The organism is Arenivirga flava (genome assembly GCF_030161575.1).
In the GTDB taxonomy this organism is placed as follows: Bacteria; Actinomycetota; Actinomycetes; order Actinomycetales; family Microbacteriaceae; genus Arenivirga; species Arenivirga flava.
On sequence record NZ_BSUL01000001.1, the window covers coordinates 1,954,209 to 1,970,842 of the forward strand.

A 16,634-nucleotide genomic window follows, 5' to 3' on the forward strand; every position below is an offset into this window, starting at 1 on the left:
CGGGCCGTGCGCAACGCGATCGTTGCCACTCCGTGCTCGCAACGTCCTCGTCGCGAGCGACTTGCGGCAACGATGCGCGCGAGGTGGGAACGGGCACGCAGCTCGGCCCGACGCCAGCGGACGGCCTCGCCCGCGGGGTGCCGCGCAGGCCGTAGGTTGGGCGGATGCCCGCCCCGACTCCTGCTCCGCCGTCCGGCGCGCTGCGGGGCGGCGCCTACGCCTTCGCGGCCTACGCGCTCTGGGGCGTGCTGCCGCTCTACTTCCTGCAGCTGCAGCCGACCGGGCCGTGGGAGGTCGTCGCCTGGCGCATCCTGCTCGCCTTCGGCTTCTGCCTGCTGCTGCTGACCGCGCTGCGCGGCTGGCGGTCGTTCCTGGCCATCGTCCGGCAGCCGCGGCTCATGGCGCTCACCGCGCTCGCCGGCGCGCTCATCTACGTCAACTGGCAGACCTACCTCCTCGGCACGCTCACCGGGCACGTCGTGGAGACGAGCCTCGGCTACTTCATCAACCCGATCGTGACCGTGCTGCTGGGGGTGCTGGTGCTGCGCGAGCGGCTGCGGGTGCTGCCGTGGGTCGCCATCGGCATCGCCGTGGCGGCGGTACTCGTGATCGTGATCGGCTACGGCACCTTCCCGTGGATCGCGCTCACCCTGGCGCTGTCGTTCGGCGTCTACGGCCTGGTGAAGAAGCGGATCGGACCCTCCGTCGACGCGGTGAGCGGGCTGACCCTCGAGTCGTTCTGGCTGCTGCCGATCGCTGGTGTGCAGCTCGTGGTGATCGCCTCGACGACCGGCCTCACCCTCGGCACCGCCGGGCCGGCGCACACCCTGCTGCTGCTCGCCGCGGGCGCGGTGACCGCGCTGCCACTGCTGCTGTTCGCCTCCGCCGCCCGTCGTGCGCCCCTCACGGTGATCGGCCTGCTGCAGTTCATCGCGCCGATCCTGCAGTTCATCATCGGGGTGGCCGTGCTGGGCGAGCCGATGACCACCGAGCGCTGGGTCGGCTTCGGCCTCGTCTGGGTGGCGCTGGTGCTGCTGAGCGCGGATTCCGTGCTGGCGGGATGGCGCGGTCGCCGGCGGCGGGACGCGCCGCTGGCGCCGGACGAGCCGATCTGAGCTCAGCGCGGCGTCACACCCGCGCGACCAGCCGGTCGATGGCCCCGAGCGGGATGCCGAGCCAGCCCGGCCGGTTGCGCACCTCGTAGATCGCCTCGTAGACGGCCTTGTCGACCTCGAAGGCGTCGAGCAGGGCGCGGTCGCCCTCGAGAACGCCGCCGTAGCCGTCGAGGAACGCCGCGCGGGCGTCGGCGGTCCAGGCGGAGGCGTCGATCGGCGGGTCCTGCTGCGCGAGGGCGCCGGCGACGTAGTCGAAGGAGCGCAGCATGCCGGCGATGTCGCGCAGGGCGAGGTCCGGGCGCGAGCGCTCCGGCATGGGCCGCAGCGGCTCGCCCTCGAAGTCGAGCAGCACCCAGCCGAGGCCGGGCGCGCGCACCGTCTGGCCGAGGTGCAGGTCGCCGTGGATGCGCTGGAGGGTCGGCCAGCGCACGCCGTCGAGCCGGTCGTAGAGCGCGGCGATCCGCGGTGCGACCGCCTCGAGCTGCGGCACTTCGCGCACGGCGATGTCGAGTCGGCGGCGCAGGCTGGCGAGCTGTGCGGCGGTGTCCGCCTCCGTCGCCTCGGCCGTGGGCAGCGCCGACGCGAGGGTGCGATGCACCTCGGCCACCGCGGCGCCGAGCTCGCGCGCCGGCTCCGTGAAGTCCTCCCCGCGGCCGGCGGCGTCGACCGCGACCGCCCACGCATCTTGCAGCCCGGGCAGGAACTGCTGCGTGAAGGCGAGGTGGCCGGTGGCCGTGCCGCACTCGCGTCCCGCATCCGGCCAGGTGCCGCTGAGCGAGCAGAACGAGGCCGGCACCCGGTGCGAGCCGGCGGCGGTCAGCGCGCTCTGGGTCGTGACGTCGGGGTTCTCGCCGTGGTGCAGCACCCGGAAGACCTTGGTGATGAGGGTCGGCACCGGGCCGCCCTCGACCTCGACCACCACCGAGGTGTTCGACTGCTCGCCGCTGAGCACCCGGCTGCGCAGCACGCGCCCGGGCTCGCTGAGCCGGCGGCCCTCGAGCGACAGGCCGTCGCCGTCGACCGTCTGCGCGCCGCCCATGACGGCGAGCAGCGCCTCGACGAAGGCCGGGTCGTGCGGGCCGTCGTGCAGCCAGCGGCCGTCGACCTCGCCGATCGCGGCGGCGCCCTCCGCGGCGCGGGCCACGATCGGCACCTGGTACAGCACCGGCGAGGCGTGCGCCTCATCGAGGAGCAGCTGCACCGTCACCTCGGCATCGGGATCGGATGCGGGCAGGGCGGTCGACGCCAGGATGCGCAGCTGCGGGGCGAGCCCCTTCGTCGCGTACCAGCGCTGCTCGGGCAGCCAGGCCGCGAGCGTCTCGAGAAGCGTCATGCGGAGTTCCTCACGTCGTCGTCGAAGGTCAGTGCGGCTGGCGCTGCAGCAGCAGGAAGCGGGCGCCGTAGGGCTCGAGGTGCAGCGGGAAGCTGCTGAGATCGTCGACGGCGCCGATCTCGGTGCCGTCCGCGCCGTCGACCACGATCGCCCGCAGCGGCAGCGCCTCGGAGCGCACGGTGCCGTCGAGGGCGGCATCCGTCATGTTGAGCGCGGTGATCTGCACCATCGGCAGCCCGAGCTCGTCGAGCTGCTCGAGCTCGTGCACCATGACGAGCATGCCCGGGTGGGCGACGTCGGGCACGTCGAGCTGGTTCGCCGACGCGACGCCCGACTCCCTGCGCACCCGCAGGATCTCACCGAGACGGCTGGCGAAGGAGTCCGGGTCCTGCAGCTGCTCGGGCAGCGGGCCGTAGAGCGAGCGCGCGAGCGGCATGCCGGAGGCCGAGCGCCGCGCCTGTGGTGCGACGCCGAGCAGGTCGTGCGCGCCGCGCTCGATCCAGCGGGTGTCGCCCTCGGCGATCAGGTCGGCCACCTGCTCGGCCGGCACCGTCAGCGAGCCCAGCAGGTCCCATCCGCTCAGGGCGAAGACGCCCGGCTGCCAGGCGTTGAACGCGGCGAGCAGCAGGTGGGCGTCCCGGATCGCGGGCACGTCGTCCTCGGTGATCGCGTCGAGGGTCGCGATGCCGCGGGTCGCCGCGATGAGCGAGGCCGTGGTGCACGCGATGCCGTTCTGCGTGAACACGCGGTTGTAGTCCGCGGTGCCGGTGAGCGCCTCGGTGAGGTCGCCGCGGATGCGCTCGGCGAGCGCCCCGCCGGTCGTCTCGTCGCCGCGGAAGGTGACCGGGTCGTCCTTGTGCAGGGTCGCCCAGTGCACCAGCTCGTAGGTGAGCTCGTCGTGGTTCTGCAGGCCGTGCACGAGGCTGACCGGCTGCACGCCGAGCTCGAGCGAGGTGCGCAGGGTGAGCCGCAGGAACTCGGTGTCGCCGGTCGCGAGCGCGTGGTGGTAGGCCGGTCGGTTGACGAAGTCGTACGAGAGGTCCGCGCCGACCGCGCCGGTGTCGCGGATGTCCTCGATCGTGAGGTTCAGCTCCTGGAAGGTGAAGCCGCCGACCTTGCGCACCATGCCGGCGATGATGTGGTTCGCCGCGTGCGAGAGCGGGTGGCCCTCGGACCAACCGGGCGCCCCCTCCGTGCTCTTCTCGACGCCCAGGAAGCCGTTCGCATCCAGGCGCAGTGCGCTCGTGCCGAGGTCTCCCAGCGAGTGCAGGGCGTCGCCGATCACGAGGCGCATGCCCGCGAAGGTCGGGTCGAGCCAGTTGACCGACGGCTGGCCCTCCTTGAAGTAGTGCAGGTACACCCAGCGGCGCGTGATGCCGTCGACGCCGACGACCGGCGCGGTGACGCTCCAGTTCGTCTCCTTGACGCCCGGCTGGTAGAAGATGACGCGCTGCAGCTCGCCGATGATGTAGCCCCGCTCGGCGAGGGCCCGCTCGGTGTCGGGGTCGAGGTTGGCGGCGTCGCGATGCTCGGGCACCTCCGGCAGCAGGTGCCACTCCTCGGGCGGGATCTCGACCATGTGGTAGATGCCCGGGTAGTCCTTGAACGCCATCTCGGCGAGACGGAAGTCGGCGCCCTTGCCCGTGTGGCCGGGCACGATGTCGTCGATGATGCTGCCGCCGTGCTCCTCGGCGACGTCGGTCATGCGCTGGAAGGTCTCCTCGTCGCCGAACACCGGGTCGATCTGCGTCGCGATGCGGTCGAAGTGTCCGTCGACGCTCGGCGTCTCCTGCCATCCGCGGATGCCGCCGGCCCGCTTCACCGGGCCGGTGTGCACGCCGTTGATGCCGATGCGCTGGAACACGTCCCACAGCGCGGGATCGGCGAGCGCGGTGAGGAAGGACTCCCCCTCGCGGGTGATGAGGGAGATCGGATACGCGGTGAACCAGACGTCGGTCGACGCGATCGCGCGCCGCGCATCCGGCCGCGCGTAGGGATTGCGCCACATCGTGGGCGAACCCGAGAGCTGCCGGCTGAGCACGTCGGCGTCCTTGAGCATCGACTGGCGCACGAGCCACTCGATGTAGGCGGGGTTGCGGCCGTCGGCCGCGCGCGGGTCGGAGAACGAGCGGCGCAGGCTGCCGCCGCGCAGGTTCTGCCGAGGGCGCAGGCGCCGGGGCCTCGCCTCGTAGCGCTGCTCGTCGTAGGTGATCTCGGGCAGTTCGGCGCCCTCGTCGGCGGGTCCGTGGGTCTCGTCTGGCACGCGTCCACCTCTCGTCGCGCTCGTTTGCCGTCACGTTAGCGGCGCGAGACCGACGGATGGCGGAGTCGTGACCGGCCGTCCAGCTTCGGGGCGGATGCGGATGCAGTCTGCGCTCGCATGCAGCCGCCTCCTGGGTGCAACCGGGCGCCCTCCGTAGCGTCGGGGCATGACCTCATCCCCCGCCCTCCCGCCGAGCGCCGAACCGGAATGGGTCGCCCACGCGATCTGGTGGCGCGCCTACCCGCTGGGGTTCGTCGGCGCCGTCCCCGAGCCGGAGCACGGGCCCGTGCGAGCGGAGGAGCATCGGCTGCGACGCCTGGTGCCCTGGCTCGACCACGTCATCGAGCTCGGCGCCTCCGGCATCGCGCTGGGGCCGATCTTCGCGTCGTCGACCCACGGCTACGACACGACGGATCACCGCCGCATCGACCCGAGGCTGGGCGACGAGGCCGACTTCGACGAGCTCATCCGCGAGGCGCACGCGCGGGGTCTGCGGGTGCAGCTGGACGGGGTGTTCAACCACGTCGGCCGGGCGCATCCGCTCGTCGCCGAGGGCTCGGCGCTGCTGCGCCGCGGCGAGGACGGCCGCCCGGTGCCCTTCGAGGGGCACGACGCGCTGCTGGAGCTCGACCACGACCACCCGGCCACGCGCGAGCTGGTGGTCGACGTCATGCGCCACTGGCTGGACCGGGGCGCGGACGCCTGGCGGCTCGACGCGGCCTACCGGGTGCCGTCGGCCTTCTGGGCCGCCGTGCTCGCGGAGGTGCGGAGCACGCATCCGGACGCCTGGTTCGAGGCCGAGCTGATCCACGGCGACTACGCCGCCTTCGTGCGTGAGAGCACGGTCGACACCGTCACGCAGTACGAGCTCTGGAAGGCGATCCGCTCGAGCATCGAGGAGCGCAACCTCTGGGAGCTGACCTGGACGCTCGGGCGGCACGACGCCCTGCTCGCGGAGTTCGCGCCGGCGACCTTCGTGGGCAACCACGACGTCACGCGCATTGCGTCGGCCATCACGGACCCGCGGCACCGCGCCCATGCGACGGTGCTGCTGGCGATGCTCGGCGGCACCCCGACCGTCTACGCCGGTGACGAGTGGGGGTTCCAGGCGGTCAAGGAGGAGCGCGCCGGGGGCGACGACGCGATCCGGCCCGAGTTCCCGAGCGGCGGCCCCGCGGATCTCGTCGGTGCCGACGGGACCGTGCTGCGACTGCACCAGGAGCTGCTGAGCCTGCGGCGGCGGCACCCCTGGCTGCATCGCGCGACCACGGGTGAGCCCCGCGCGCTGGCGAACGAGCACCTCGAGATCGACCTCGCCGCGGACGGCCAGCGGCTCACCGTCGTGCTCAACCTGCAGGACGAGGCCGTACCGCGCCCGCAGGGCGAGCTGCTCGCGGCGGACGACGCGACCCGCGGCGCGCGGGACGGCGTCGCCGGGCACGGATGGGCCGTCGTCGGTTGAGCGGTCGGAGGCAGCTGTGCGAGGGCCGGGCAAGGCGCCCGCATCCGCTGCCGGCGCAGGACAGTGGGAGTCGATCGGTGGCCGCCGCACCCGGCGAGCCACCCCCGTGAGGAGGAACGACCATGACGAACCAGAACCACGACCCCGCGCAGCTGGCCGCCGACGAGGATGCGCTGCAGGGCGCGGACGTCGAGACCACCACGAGCGACTCGGATGGCACGAAGAAGCCCGGCGGGCTCGGCGACGACGGCACGATCCCGAACAGCGAGGACGGTCTCGCGGCGGGCCACTCGGACACCGACTCGAACTTCAACCCCGAAGAGGACGAGCAGGCCGGCTGAGCCTCAGAGCGGCCGCAGCACCTCCAGCCGGCCGCCCCGCCAGGCGAGGTCGCGCAGGTCGGCGACCAGCGCATCCGGTCGGCCCTCGGCGGCGTGCGCGCCGATGCCGATGACGGCGCCGGCGCCGGCCGCCCTGGCGGCGGCGATGCCGGCGGGGGCGTCCTCGAGCACGACGCAGTCCGACGGGTCGAGGCCGAGCAGCTCCGCGCCGCGCAGATAGGGCTCGGGGTCGGGTTTGCCGTGGGTCACGTCATCGGCGGTGACCAGCACGGCCGGCTCGGCGATGCCCGCAGCACGCAGCCGGGCGCGGGCGAGCGGACGGACACCGCTGGTCACGACGGTCCAGGACCCATCCGGCAGCGAGGCGGTGAGCGCCACGGCGCCCGCGATCGCGACCGTGCCCTCGACCGTCTCGAGCTCGTGCCGGTCGAGCTCCGCGACCGCGGCCTGGAAGCGATCGGCGTCGACCAGGCGGGCGACGGTGTCGGCGGCGCGCGTGCCGTGCGCGATGTCGCGGCGGAAGTCGAAGCGGGGCGCCCACTCGGCGCTCCAGCGGTCCCAGGCGACGGCGGCCGCCTCGAGGGAGTCGACGAGCACGCCGTCGCAGTCGAACAGGATGCCTCGGGCGGGGAAGGACGTCATGGCCCCAGTCTGACGGAGGCGCATCCTGAAGCGCGTCTTCAGGTCGCTTCAGGCACGCTTCAGCGCCCGCCCAGCACCATCGAGTCATGACCGAGCAGAACAGCCCCGAGACGACCCCCACCACCCCCATCACCCCCGAGCCGGTGCAGCAGAAGAAGCCGTTCCCGAAGCGCACCGCCCTGCTCGTCGGCGGCGGCGTGCTCGCCGGCGCGCTGCTCGTCGGCGGCGGCATCGCCATCGGCGGGGCGCTCGACGACGACGATGACGACCGCGACGACCGCGACGACCGCGCGCTCGCCGGCGCGACCCAGTCCGCCCCGGCCGACGAGGCGGGCCCGTCATCCGTCCCCTCCGCGGCCGCCGGCGGCCCGCAGAGCGCGACGGGCACCGCCGACCCGGCCGAGCTCAGCGAGATCATCGCGAGCGCATCCGCTTTCGCCGCCTCCGACGGCCTCGGCGGCGAGCCCACCGCCATCGACGCCAAGCGCGACGGCGGCTGGGAGGTGCGCTTCGAGGCCGCGAACGGCGACGAGACCGAGGTGTACGTGGGCGCCGACGGCGCACTGCGCATCGTCGAGACCGACCCCGCCGACGGCGACGACCAGGGCCCGACCGGCTCGCTCGACGAGGCCACTGTCGCCTCGATCGTCGAGGCGGCGCTCGCCGAGGCCGACGGCACCGTCACCGACATCGACCTCGACGACGACGCGCGCTCGCCCTACGACGTCACCGTGCTGCTCGCCGACCGCTCGACGGTCGACATCGACCTCGGCCCCGACTTCGCGGTGCTCGGCACCGACGTGGACCGCGACCGCGACTGACCCTCGGCATGCGGGCGGCCCCGGAGCACGGCTCCGGGGCCGTCCGCATGCCGGCACCGGTCTCCCACGCACTGCCAAAACGAAGGAGATCTTCGCGACACGCCGACCTGCAGCGGCCTCTGCCCGGCGAGTCGCGAAGATCTCCTTCGTTTTGGAGTTGCGGGTCGGGGTGAGGAGTTGCGGGTCGGGGGGGGCTGCGGTGCAGGCGGGCCGGCGGGGAGCGCGGGCTCTGCGGGTCAGGCCGCGCGGCGCCAGCCGTCGGGGCCGCGCTCGACGATGCCCATCCGCTCGAAGGCCTCCAGCCAGCCGAGCATCGGCCAGCGCCCCCAGCGGGCGGCGAAGGCCGCGCCGTTGCGCAGGATGTCGTCGACGTGCTGCACGGGCGGCGACTGGGTCGGGTGCCACTGGTGGTAGGCGTGCGCCCCGCCGACCCAGAGCAGCGGCACCCCGTGCTCTCGGGCGCGCGCCGCGTAGTCCGTATCCTCGGCCCCGTAGCCCTCGTAGTCGGGCGAGAAGCCGCCGAGCAGCAGCCACGCCTCGCGGGTGAGCGCGAAGGAGAGCGACCAGAACAGGTCGTAGGCGCCGTCACCGGCGCGCTCGATGGCGTCGTCGGCCGGATGCGGGCGAGCCGCATGCGGTGCGGTCAGCGCGCCCAGCGTATCCGCTCGCTCCGGGCGCACCCCTCGGGCAGGTAGGTGACGGGTCCGCAGAGCAACGCCGTCGGATGCGCGGCGGAGGCCCCGGCGTAGCGCCGCAGCAGATCGGGCCCCGGCAGGCAGTCGACGTCGAGCAGCACCAGCAGCTTGGCGCCGGCCTCGAGCGCGGCGGCGGCCGCCGCGTTGCGCCCGGCGCCGACGCGCAGGCCGTGCCGCCCCGGGGGCACGTGCACGACGATCGCTCCGGGGAGGTCGGGCGGCGGCGCCGCGTCGAGCCAGGCGATCACGCGGAGATGCGCCGCCTCCCGCGCCAGGAAGCGCTGCTGCCGCTCGAGGTGCTCGAGCCGGGCCGAGCTGGCGGTGGTGAGGACGGCGGTGCGGGCGGTCACGGGAGGCTCCCCGCGTCGTCCGCGGCGAGCTGGCCGGTGTCGGGCGCGTCGGCTCGAGCCGCCTGGCCGGCCCCGACCGCCTCGATGGCCGCGGCGGCGCGAGCCGCCCCGCCGCGCACCCGCCAGGCCGACCAGTCCGGTCGCAGCGCGCGGGCGCACTCCAGGTGCCCGGGCCACTCCTCGACGGACGGCCACGCGTCGAGCACGAGCGCGAGGCCCTCGCGCTCGAGCACGTCGGCGCTGGCCCGCTGCTCGCCGAACGGGCGCTCCTGCGGCACCACGATGGCGCGGGCGCCCGAGGCGGCGAGGTCGGCGAGCGCGTTCTGGCCCGCGGCGGTCACGACGACGTCGCTGCTCGCCAGCAGCGTCCACGGGTCGTCCTGCCAGGCGGTGCCGTCGAGGTGCACGGCATCCGACGTGGGCAGCGGGCCGGCGGCCGCGCCCAGCACGAGCACCGGGCCGGTGCGCTCGCCCGCATCGGGCATCCGCTCGTCGAAGCGCGAGATCGCGCCGCTGAAGCGCACCCGCTCGCGGTTCGCCTCGATCACGGGCGTCGTCTGCAGTCCGTCGGCCCAGGGGGCGAGGATGCGCGTGGCCGCGCGGTAGGCGAGGCGATGCGGATCGTCGTCGCGGTCGCCGGGCTGGGCGACGACCACGGTCGGCACGCCGAGCAGGCGAACGAGCAACGCGACCTCCACCGAGACGTCGACGACGAAGCGGTCGAAGCGGTGCCGTGCGCAGGCAGCGGCGATCACCGCCATCCGCTCGCGATGGCCGCCGTGGTGCAGCGGCGCCCAGTGCAGCGCGCCGCCGGCGGACGGCTCGGCGCCATCGGCGACGCCGTCGTCGTCGCGCGGCAGCCGGACCCAGACGGTTCCCGCGGGCAGCGAGGCCGGCGCCTCCAGCGTGGAGAACACCGTGACGGGCCCGGGCAGGTGGCGGCGCACGGCGAGGAAGCGGGTGAGGTGACCGCGGCCGTGGTGGTGCACGTACCAGCCGGTGCCGCTCATGCTGCGACCTGCTGGCGCTGCAGCGCCCGAGCGAAGTGAGCCTCGATCTCGGGCAGCCGCGCCGTCGAGGAGAGGCGATCGAGCGCGTGACGGCGCACCTCCCCGCGCACGATCCGGTCCCCGCCGCGAGCGGCCAGCAGGCGCGCCGCGACGGCGAGGCCCGCGACGTCGCCGGGGGCGACGAGCGCCGCGGCCGGCGAACCGGCCAGCACCTCCGCCACACCGCCGTTGTCGAAGGCCGCGACGGGGGTGCCGGTGGCGAGCGCCTCCGCGACGACGAGGCCGAACGGCTCCTGCCACATGGGTGTGACGAGGGCGCAGTCGGCGGCGCCGACCAGGCGGTCGAGCTGCCGCTGGCCGAGCTCGCCGACGTGGCGCGCGCGGTCGCCGAGCAGCGGCGCGACGACCTGCTCGAAGTAGCGCTGGTCGCCGATGCGGCCGGCGACGGCGATCGGCAGGCCGGCCGCGCGCGCCGCGGCCAGAGCGAGGTGCGGCGCCTTCTCGGGCACGATGCGGCCCGACCAGACGAGCCCGCCGCCGCCCGCGCCGAGCCGCCAGGTCTCGGCGGCGAAGCTGTTGGGTAGCACGGAAGCCTCCACGCCGTGAGCGGACCACGCGGCGCGGGTGTGCTCGCTGACGGCCAGGAACGAGCGCGCCCCCGCGGGGGTGCGGCGGTGGGCCGCCACGATCTCGGGCAGCGGAGGCGTGTGCAGCGTGGTCACGACGGGCACGCCGAGCGCGGCCGCGGCGTCGAGCACCACGCCGTGCAGGCTGTGGTTGTCGATCACGTCGATGCGCCGACGGGCGGCGCCGAGCCAGCGCATCGCGCCGCGCATCGCCTCGTCGTGCCCCTTCAGGTGCCCGGTGGGGTACGCCGTGTCGGAGGCGGACCGCGGGTCCGGCCAGCGCACGGCGGGCAGCACGAGCTCGGGCGGGCTGGCGTCGAGGAAGTCGGAGCCCTCCGGCGCGCAGAGCAGCACCTCGTGCCCGCGGGCGCGCAGCGTGCGCACCCGCTCCCACACCATCCGCTCCAGACCGCCGGCGTGCGGTTCGCGCAGCGGATGCCTCGACGGGGCGATGACGGCGATGCGGAGGGGGCGGTCACCGTGCCACCGCCGCGTACAGCGCTGCGTGCGCATCCCGCACCCGCTCGGCCTCGACCGCCCGCTCGGCCCGGCGCTCCCGCACGGCGACCGCGCGGGCGTCGCCCAGGGCGGGCGACTCGGGACGAGCGAGCGCGGCGGCGAGCGCTTCTGCGAGCGAGGACGCGTCGAGCAGGTCGGCCGCCGTGTACGACGACGGGTGCTGGCCGGCGAAGTGCCCCGCCCGCGGCCCGACGACGGGCACGCCCAGGTCGTGGCAGAGCTCGAGCCAGCCGGAGTGGGTGCCGTGGCGGTACGGCAGCAGGGCCGCGTCGAAGCCGGCGATCTCGCGCTCCAGCGCCTCGTCGCCGAGGCGGGGGCGGCGCAGCAGCTCGAGGCGGGGCGCGGCGGCGACGATGCGGGCGATCTCCTCCGCTTGGGGCTCGTCGCGCACGCGCTCGTGCATCGAGATCTCGAAGCGCAGCGGCCCGGCGCCGAGCAGCAGGTCGGCTGCCTCGGCGAGCGCGGCGATGAGCGGAGCGCCGAGGATGTTCGGCCGCAGGTCGCGCAGGTGCACCCCGACGACGCGGAAGCGGATGGGCTCGAGCTCGGGCTGCCGCTCGTGCTGCAGCATCGTGGGGTGCGGCAGCACCCGCGCCGAGCGCCCCCAGCGCCGCTCGATCTCCTCGGCTGCGGAGCCGGTGAGGGTGACGAGCTCGGCGGCGGCCGGCACGAGCACGTCGAGAGCCTCCGCGTGCGCCTGCTGGCCGTCGAGCTGCGGGTTCTCGAGGTCGTGCACGGTGTAGACGAGCGGACGCCCCGCCTCGGCGAGCGCCGCGGTGAAGCGGGCGAGGTGGGCGGCGTCGTAGGACTCGGCGCCGAAGTGCAGGTGGAATACGTCGAACTCGTCCGCGTGGGCGCGCACCCACTCGGCGTCGAGCATGACGGGCGGCCACCACCGCTCGGGCTGCTCGGGGTCGGGCAGCGGGTCGGGCAGCACCGTCACCGCGGGGTGCGCCGTGGCGGCGCGCACGTACGGGTGCCGCTCCGGCACCGAGGCGACGCGCACCGTGTCACTGTCCGTCTCGTGCATGTCCTTCTCCCTGCGCTCGATGCCGGCCCGATGGTTCCTGGGGGCGACCGCTGAGCCGTTGCGGGAGTTCCCTGGGCGCCCGGAGCGACGGATACCGTCGCAGCCATGCCGCCAGAGCCCACCACCGCGTCCTCGTCGGCGATCGCCGCGACCGCCGACGATCCCGGTCGGCGCAGTCACTACGCCGAGTTCTACGGGGACGCTCCGACCCCGGCGGAGCCCTATGGGCTCGTGCTCGGGAACTGCCAGGCTGAGTCCCTGCGGATCGTCCTCGATTCGGAGGGGGCGTCCTGGATCCGCGTTCCCGCGGTGTTCGAGTTGACGGCCGACGACCTGCCGCACCTGCGGCGGCTGCTCGCGGGGGCCGCGTTCGTCGTCTCGCAGCCCATCCGCGACGGCTACCGCGATCTGCCGATCGGCACGGCGCAGCTGCGGGAGGCGGCACCGCGGGCGGTGTTCGCGACGGTGCCGAGCATCCGCTTCGCCGGCCTGCACCCGGCCCACCTGATCCTGCGCGACCCGGGCTTCGTGCACGGCGACCCTCCGCTCGTGCCGTACCACGACCTGCGCGTGCTGGCCGAGGCGGTCGGCGCCGAGGGCCTGCCCGCTCGGCCGTCGGCGGCTACGGTGCGGGCGATCGCGGAGCTCTCCCGCGAGGAGCTACGCGCGCGCGAGGAGCGAGCCCGCACCGACGTGATCGTCTCCGACCTCTTCGACGCGCCGGCCTTCGATCTGATGCGCACGATCAACCACCCCGGCAACCCCGTGCTGCGCGAGACCGGCACCCGCCTGCTGCGCGCCCTCGGACTGCCGGGCGAGGCGCGCGACCCGGGGCGCCCGCTGCTCGCGAGCGTCGAGGCGCCGCGCGAGGCGGCGGTGATCGAGGTGTTCGGCATCGACGCCGAGCCGGTCGAGCACTGGACCGTCGAGGGCCGTGCGCTGGGCGTCGCGGAGGTTCGCGAGGCGCACCTCGCCTGGTACGCCGAGCGACCCGACCTGGTGGAGTACGCCTGGCTGCGCGCCCGGCCCACCGTCGAGCTCTGGCACGGGGTCTCGTGACCGGCCTCCCCGCCTGGGTACTGCCGGCGGAGCCGCGCCACGGCGTCACGCTCCACGCCGAGCGGATGCGGCGCCTGCTGCGACCGCTCGCCCCCGATCAGCGCGTCGCCACGCTCGACGCGCTGCCCGACGGCCCCGTCCACGTGCAGTTCACCGACCGCCTCTGGGGGTCGAGTCCCGAGGAGGCGGCCGAGCGCTTCCGGGGCCTGGCCGCCTGCAGGGCCGTCACCGCGACCCTGCACGACGTGCCGCAGCCGAGCGACGGCGAGGGCCGCTTCGGGCGGCGCGCCGCCTGCTACGCCGCGGTGATCGCCGCCGCCGCGGGAGTGGTCTGCAGCAGCGAGCACGAGGCGCAGCTGCTGCGCGAGCACGTCGGCGCGACCGGTCCCGTGGCCGTCATCCCGCTGCCGCTGCTGCCGGCGCCGCCCGCCGAGCGGCCGGAGCCCCGTGCCACCGTCGGCCTGCTGGGGTACTTCTACCCCGGCAAGGGCCACGCCGAGGCGCTGGCGGCGATGGCCGCGGCCGGGCTCGCGGGCGAGCTCGGCATCGAGGTGCTCGGCGCCCCGTCCCGCGGCCACGAGGGCGAGCTCGACGACTTCGTGCGCTCTGCGCAGGAGGCGGGCTTCGAGGTCGAGGTGACCGGCTACCTGCCCGACGACGAGCTGCTCGCCCGCAGCCGCGAGACCGGCGTGCCCGTGATCGCGCACCAGCACATCTCCGCATCCGGCTCGCTGAACTCGTGGCTCGAGGCCGGGCGGCGACCGATCGTGCTGCGCGGCCGCTACACCGAGGAGATGGACCGGCTGCGACCGGGCACCCTCACCCTGGCCGACGACGACGCGCTGGGCGCGGCGATCGCGGCGGCCGCATCCGCTCCGCACTCGACCTGGCAGGAGACCGCCATGCCCGCACCGACCACGGCCCGCGCCCTGCTCGACTGGTGGCGGGGGCTCGCCCCGTGACCCGCCGCTGGGTGCCGGGGAACGGATGGGATGCGCTCGACGGCGCGCAGCCGGACGAGCCGCCGACGGTCACCGTGGTGCTGGCGCACTACGACCAGCAGGCGGACCTGGACCGCTCGCTCGCGGCGCTCGCCGCGCAGGACTACCCGCGCGACCGCGTGCAGATCGTCGTCGCGGACGACGGCTCGCCCGAGGCGCCGACCGTGCCCGAGGGCGTGCGGCTCGTGCGGCAGGCCGACCGCGGCTTCCGGCTCGCCGCAGTGCGCAATCTCGGTGCGGCGCAGGCGACCGGCGAGGTGCTCTGCTTCATCGACGCCGACTGCACGCCCGAGCCGGGTTACCTGCGCGCGGTGACGCGGCTGCCGGCGCTGCTGCCCGAGGCGGTCGTCGTGGGCCGCCGCCGGCACGCCGAGCTCGATGGCGTGGACGGGCCGATCGCGGAGGCCGGTCCGGCGCGCGAGCTCGAGGAGCCCGCCTGGCTGCGCGAGGCCTACGCCGGCAGCCGCGACCTGCTCGACGCCGATCAGCGTTCGTACCGCTTCGTGATCGGCGCCTCGATCACGACGACGCGCTGGTTCCTGGAGCAGGTCGGCGGCTTCGACGAGTCCTTCGACGCCTACGGCGGCGAGGACTGGGAGTGGACGCACCGCGCCTGGAACGCCGGCGCCGTGCTCGCGCACGAGCCGGCGGCCGTGCTCTGGCACAACGGGCCCGAGTTCGCCGAGCGCGAGGACGTGGACGAGGCCGAGCGCGTCGAGCGGCAGAACCCCGAGTCCATCGCGCTCTCCCGGCGCATCGCCGTGCCGGGGTCGGCGGGACGCGGGGTGCGCGCGGCGCATCCGCACGTGCTCGTCGAGCTGCTCGGCGAGCACCGCGACACCGCCGTCTTCGCGACGGTCGACGCGCTGCTCTGCGCCTTGCCGACGGCGCAGGTGGCGGTGCCGGCCGCATCCGCCGCGCTGTTCCCGCACGACGACCGGGTCGTCGCGCACGACGACGCCTCGACGCGCGCCGGCGTGCTGGTCCGGGTGCACGAGCCGCTGCTGGTGGCGGATGCTGGCGCCGAGGCGCTGCGCGCGCTGCTGGCCTCGCTCGGCGGGGCCTCGACCGAGCGGGTGCTCGTGCACGACGACGCGGGGACGCTGCTGCTGGACGCCGAGGCGAGCCGATCGACGCGGCGCCGGGAGCGCTGGGGCGAGGAGGCCGTCGGCGAGCGCCGCGAGCGGCTCGCGGGCGTCGCCCGGCTCGACGGCCCGCTGAGCCTGGCGGCGCTGCTCGGCGGATGGTCGTCCGCGCAGGAGGAGCTCGAGCGGTGAGCCCGCGCATCTCGGTGGTCGTGCCGGTGAAGGACGACGCGATCGAGCTCGAGGCCTGCCTGCGGGCCCTGGCGCGCCAGACCCGGCGCCCCCACGAGGTGATCGTGGTCGACAACGGCAGCACGGATGCGAGCCGAGCCGTCGCGGAGCGTCACGGCGCGCGCGTCATCGCCGAGCCGAGCCCCGGCATCCCCGCCGCGGCGGGCGCGGGGTACGACGCCGCCGAGGGCGAGCTGATCGCGCGGCTGGATGCGGACTGCCGCCCGCCCGCCACCTGGCTGGCCGACCTCGAGGAGGCGCTGCGCACGGCGGATGCGGTGACCGGCCCGGGCCTGCTGCGCGGACGAGGCCTCGCCCTGTCGCGCGCCTACGACCTCGCCTACCTCCTGGCCTGCGGCCTGGCGCTCGGGCACGCGCCGCTGTTCGGCTCGAACCTCGGCATGCGGCGCTCGGCCTGGCTCGCGGTGCGACGCGGCGCGCACCGGGCGGATCCGCTCCTGCACGACGACCTCGACCTGAGCTTCCATCTCGGCGCGCGCTTCCGCGTGCGTCGGCACCGGCATCTCGCCCTGAGCATCTCGGGCCGCCCCTTCGACGATGCGGCGGCGTTCCGGTGGCGGCTGCGGCGCGGATGGCGCACGGTGCTGCTGCACTGGCCCGAGCACTTCCCGCCGGTCAGGGCGTCGGCGAGGGCGATTCAGGCGGTGCGCGGAGGACGCTCGCGGCGCTCGCGCTCGTAGGCGCTCAGCGCGCTCGACGCCTTCGGCCCCACGAGGGCCTCGATGCGGGTCTCGCGGTGCGCCGAGTCGGCGCGGTACGGCGAGTAGCGGCCGACCCGCGAGCCGGCGAGCACGTGCTCGGCCACGCGGCGCGGGTCGGCCGTGGTGGCGAAGGTCGATCGGGCGAGGAGGTTCTCGCGCGCGTCGACGACGACGACCACCACGAGCGGCGAGTCGTCGACGGCGAGGCGGTCGTAAGTGAACAGCCGATGCGCGCGGCGGGCGACGGCCGCGGGTATCCGTTCGACGGTGGGGAGGCGGTCCCAGGCGAGCGTGGGCTCGGATGAGGTCATGCCTCGAGCGTACCGTAT

17 protein-coding genes are annotated in these 16,634 nt (G+C 75.0%); 8 read left to right on the forward strand and 9 right to left on the reverse strand.

Translation table 11 applies throughout. The annotated features are described in order from the left end of the window. The first annotated feature begins 164 nt into the window (after positions 1 to 164). Positions 165 to 1,115, forward strand: coding sequence for an EamA family transporter RarD (rarD, locus tag QQK26_RS09420; protein WP_284232035.1), 951 nt, complete (start codon positions 165 to 167; stop codon positions 1,113 to 1,115). Between the two features lie 13 nt (positions 1,116 to 1,128). Here the strand turns inward: rarD and QQK26_RS09425 are convergent, their stop codons facing one another. Next, entirely contained in the window at positions 1,129 to 2,448 is a 1,320-nt protein-coding gene (locus QQK26_RS09425; protein ID WP_284232037.1) for a maltokinase N-terminal cap-like domain-containing protein, read from the reverse strand. 28 nt (positions 2,449 to 2,476) lie between these two features. Then, a complete protein-coding gene (treS, locus tag QQK26_RS09430) occupies positions 2,477 to 4,711 on the reverse strand; it encodes a maltose alpha-D-glucosyltransferase (RefSeq protein ID WP_284232039.1) in 2,235 nt (744 codons plus the stop codon). A gap of 166 nt (positions 4,712 to 4,877) precedes the next feature. Between treS and QQK26_RS09435 the strand changes: the two genes are divergently transcribed. Both QQK26_RS09435 and QQK26_RS09440 read left to right on the forward strand, forming a co-directional pair. Further along, positions 4,878 to 6,173, forward strand: coding sequence for an alpha-amylase family glycosyl hydrolase (locus QQK26_RS09435; RefSeq protein WP_284232041.1), 1,296 nt, complete (start codon positions 4,878 to 4,880; stop codon positions 6,171 to 6,173). A gap of 122 nt (positions 6,174 to 6,295) precedes the next feature. Then, positions 6,296 to 6,514: a hypothetical protein gene (locus QQK26_RS09440; RefSeq protein WP_284232042.1), complete on the forward strand. Its 219-nt coding sequence runs from the start codon at positions 6,296 to 6,298 to the stop codon at positions 6,512 to 6,514. Positions 6,515 to 6,517: 3 nt separating this feature from the next. On the opposite strand, the gene QQK26_RS09445 is transcribed toward QQK26_RS09440, so the two are convergent. Further along, entirely contained in the window at positions 6,518 to 7,156 is a 639-nt protein-coding gene (locus tag QQK26_RS09445) for an HAD-IA family hydrolase (RefSeq protein ID WP_284232044.1), read from the reverse strand. A gap of 86 nt (positions 7,157 to 7,242) precedes the next feature. Here QQK26_RS09445 and QQK26_RS09450 point away from each other — a divergent pair, with 86 nt between their 5' ends. After that, on the forward strand, positions 7,243 to 7,977 hold the full coding sequence (locus tag QQK26_RS09450) for a hypothetical protein (RefSeq protein WP_284232046.1): 735 nt from the start codon (positions 7,243 to 7,245) through the stop codon (positions 7,975 to 7,977). A gap of 236 nt (positions 7,978 to 8,213) precedes the next feature. Here QQK26_RS09450 and QQK26_RS09455 read toward each other — a convergent pair whose 3' ends face one another. The 5 genes from QQK26_RS09455 to QQK26_RS09475 are packed head-to-tail and all read right to left on the reverse strand — an operon-like array spanning position 8,214 to position 12,207. Continuing rightward, positions 8,214 to 8,657, reverse strand: coding sequence for a glycosyltransferase family 2 protein (locus QQK26_RS09455; protein ID WP_284232048.1), 444 nt, complete (start codon positions 8,655 to 8,657; stop codon positions 8,214 to 8,216). Next, positions 8,621 to 9,022: a hypothetical protein gene (locus QQK26_RS09460; RefSeq protein WP_284232050.1), complete on the reverse strand. Its 402-nt coding sequence runs from the start codon at positions 9,020 to 9,022 to the stop codon at positions 8,621 to 8,623. The genes QQK26_RS09455 and QQK26_RS09460 overlap by 37 nt, the downstream gene beginning before the upstream one ends. Continuing rightward, positions 9,019 to 10,032 (reverse strand): glycosyltransferase, encoded by a 1,014-nt coding sequence (locus QQK26_RS09465; RefSeq protein ID WP_284232052.1) that lies wholly within the window; start codon positions 10,030 to 10,032, stop codon positions 9,019 to 9,021. Before QQK26_RS09465 ends, QQK26_RS09460 begins: the two co-directional genes overlap by 4 nt. After that, positions 10,029 to 11,171: a glycosyltransferase gene (locus tag QQK26_RS09470; RefSeq protein ID WP_284232054.1), complete on the reverse strand. Its 1,143-nt coding sequence runs from the start codon at positions 11,169 to 11,171 to the stop codon at positions 10,029 to 10,031. The genes QQK26_RS09465 and QQK26_RS09470 overlap by 4 nt, the downstream gene beginning before the upstream one ends. Continuing rightward, complete coding sequence (locus tag QQK26_RS09475) at positions 11,134 to 12,207, reverse strand: glycosyltransferase (RefSeq protein WP_284232056.1); 1,074 nt, start codon at positions 12,205 to 12,207, stop codon at positions 11,134 to 11,136. The genes QQK26_RS09470 and QQK26_RS09475 overlap by 38 nt, the downstream gene beginning before the upstream one ends. 105 nt (positions 12,208 to 12,312) lie before the next feature. Here QQK26_RS09475 and QQK26_RS09480 point away from each other — a divergent pair, with 105 nt between their 5' ends. The 4 genes from QQK26_RS09480 to QQK26_RS09495 are packed head-to-tail and all read left to right on the forward strand — an operon-like array spanning position 12,313 to position 16,284. Continuing rightward, positions 12,313 to 13,266 (forward strand): WcbI family polysaccharide biosynthesis putative acetyltransferase, encoded by a 954-nt coding sequence (locus QQK26_RS09480; RefSeq protein ID WP_284232058.1) that lies wholly within the window; start codon positions 12,313 to 12,315, stop codon positions 13,264 to 13,266. Next, a complete protein-coding gene (locus QQK26_RS09485) occupies positions 13,263 to 14,228 on the forward strand; it encodes a hypothetical protein (protein WP_284232060.1) in 966 nt (321 codons plus the stop codon). The genes QQK26_RS09480 and QQK26_RS09485 overlap by 4 nt, the downstream gene beginning before the upstream one ends. Further along, positions 14,225 to 15,544, forward strand: coding sequence for a glycosyltransferase family 2 protein (locus QQK26_RS09490; protein ID WP_284232062.1), 1,320 nt, complete (start codon positions 14,225 to 14,227; stop codon positions 15,542 to 15,544). The genes QQK26_RS09485 and QQK26_RS09490 overlap by 4 nt, the downstream gene beginning before the upstream one ends. Further along, on the forward strand, positions 15,541 to 16,284 hold the full coding sequence (locus tag QQK26_RS09495) for a glycosyltransferase family A protein (protein ID WP_284232064.1): 744 nt from the start codon (positions 15,541 to 15,543) through the stop codon (positions 16,282 to 16,284). The genes QQK26_RS09490 and QQK26_RS09495 overlap by 4 nt, the downstream gene beginning before the upstream one ends. Here the strand turns inward: QQK26_RS09495 and QQK26_RS09500 are convergent. Next, positions 16,242 to 16,616, reverse strand: coding sequence for a hypothetical protein (locus QQK26_RS09500; RefSeq protein ID WP_284232067.1), 375 nt, complete (start codon positions 16,614 to 16,616; stop codon positions 16,242 to 16,244). The two genes, QQK26_RS09495 and QQK26_RS09500, sit on opposite strands and share 43 nt — an antisense overlap. Positions 16,617 to 16,634 lie beyond the last annotated feature (18 nt).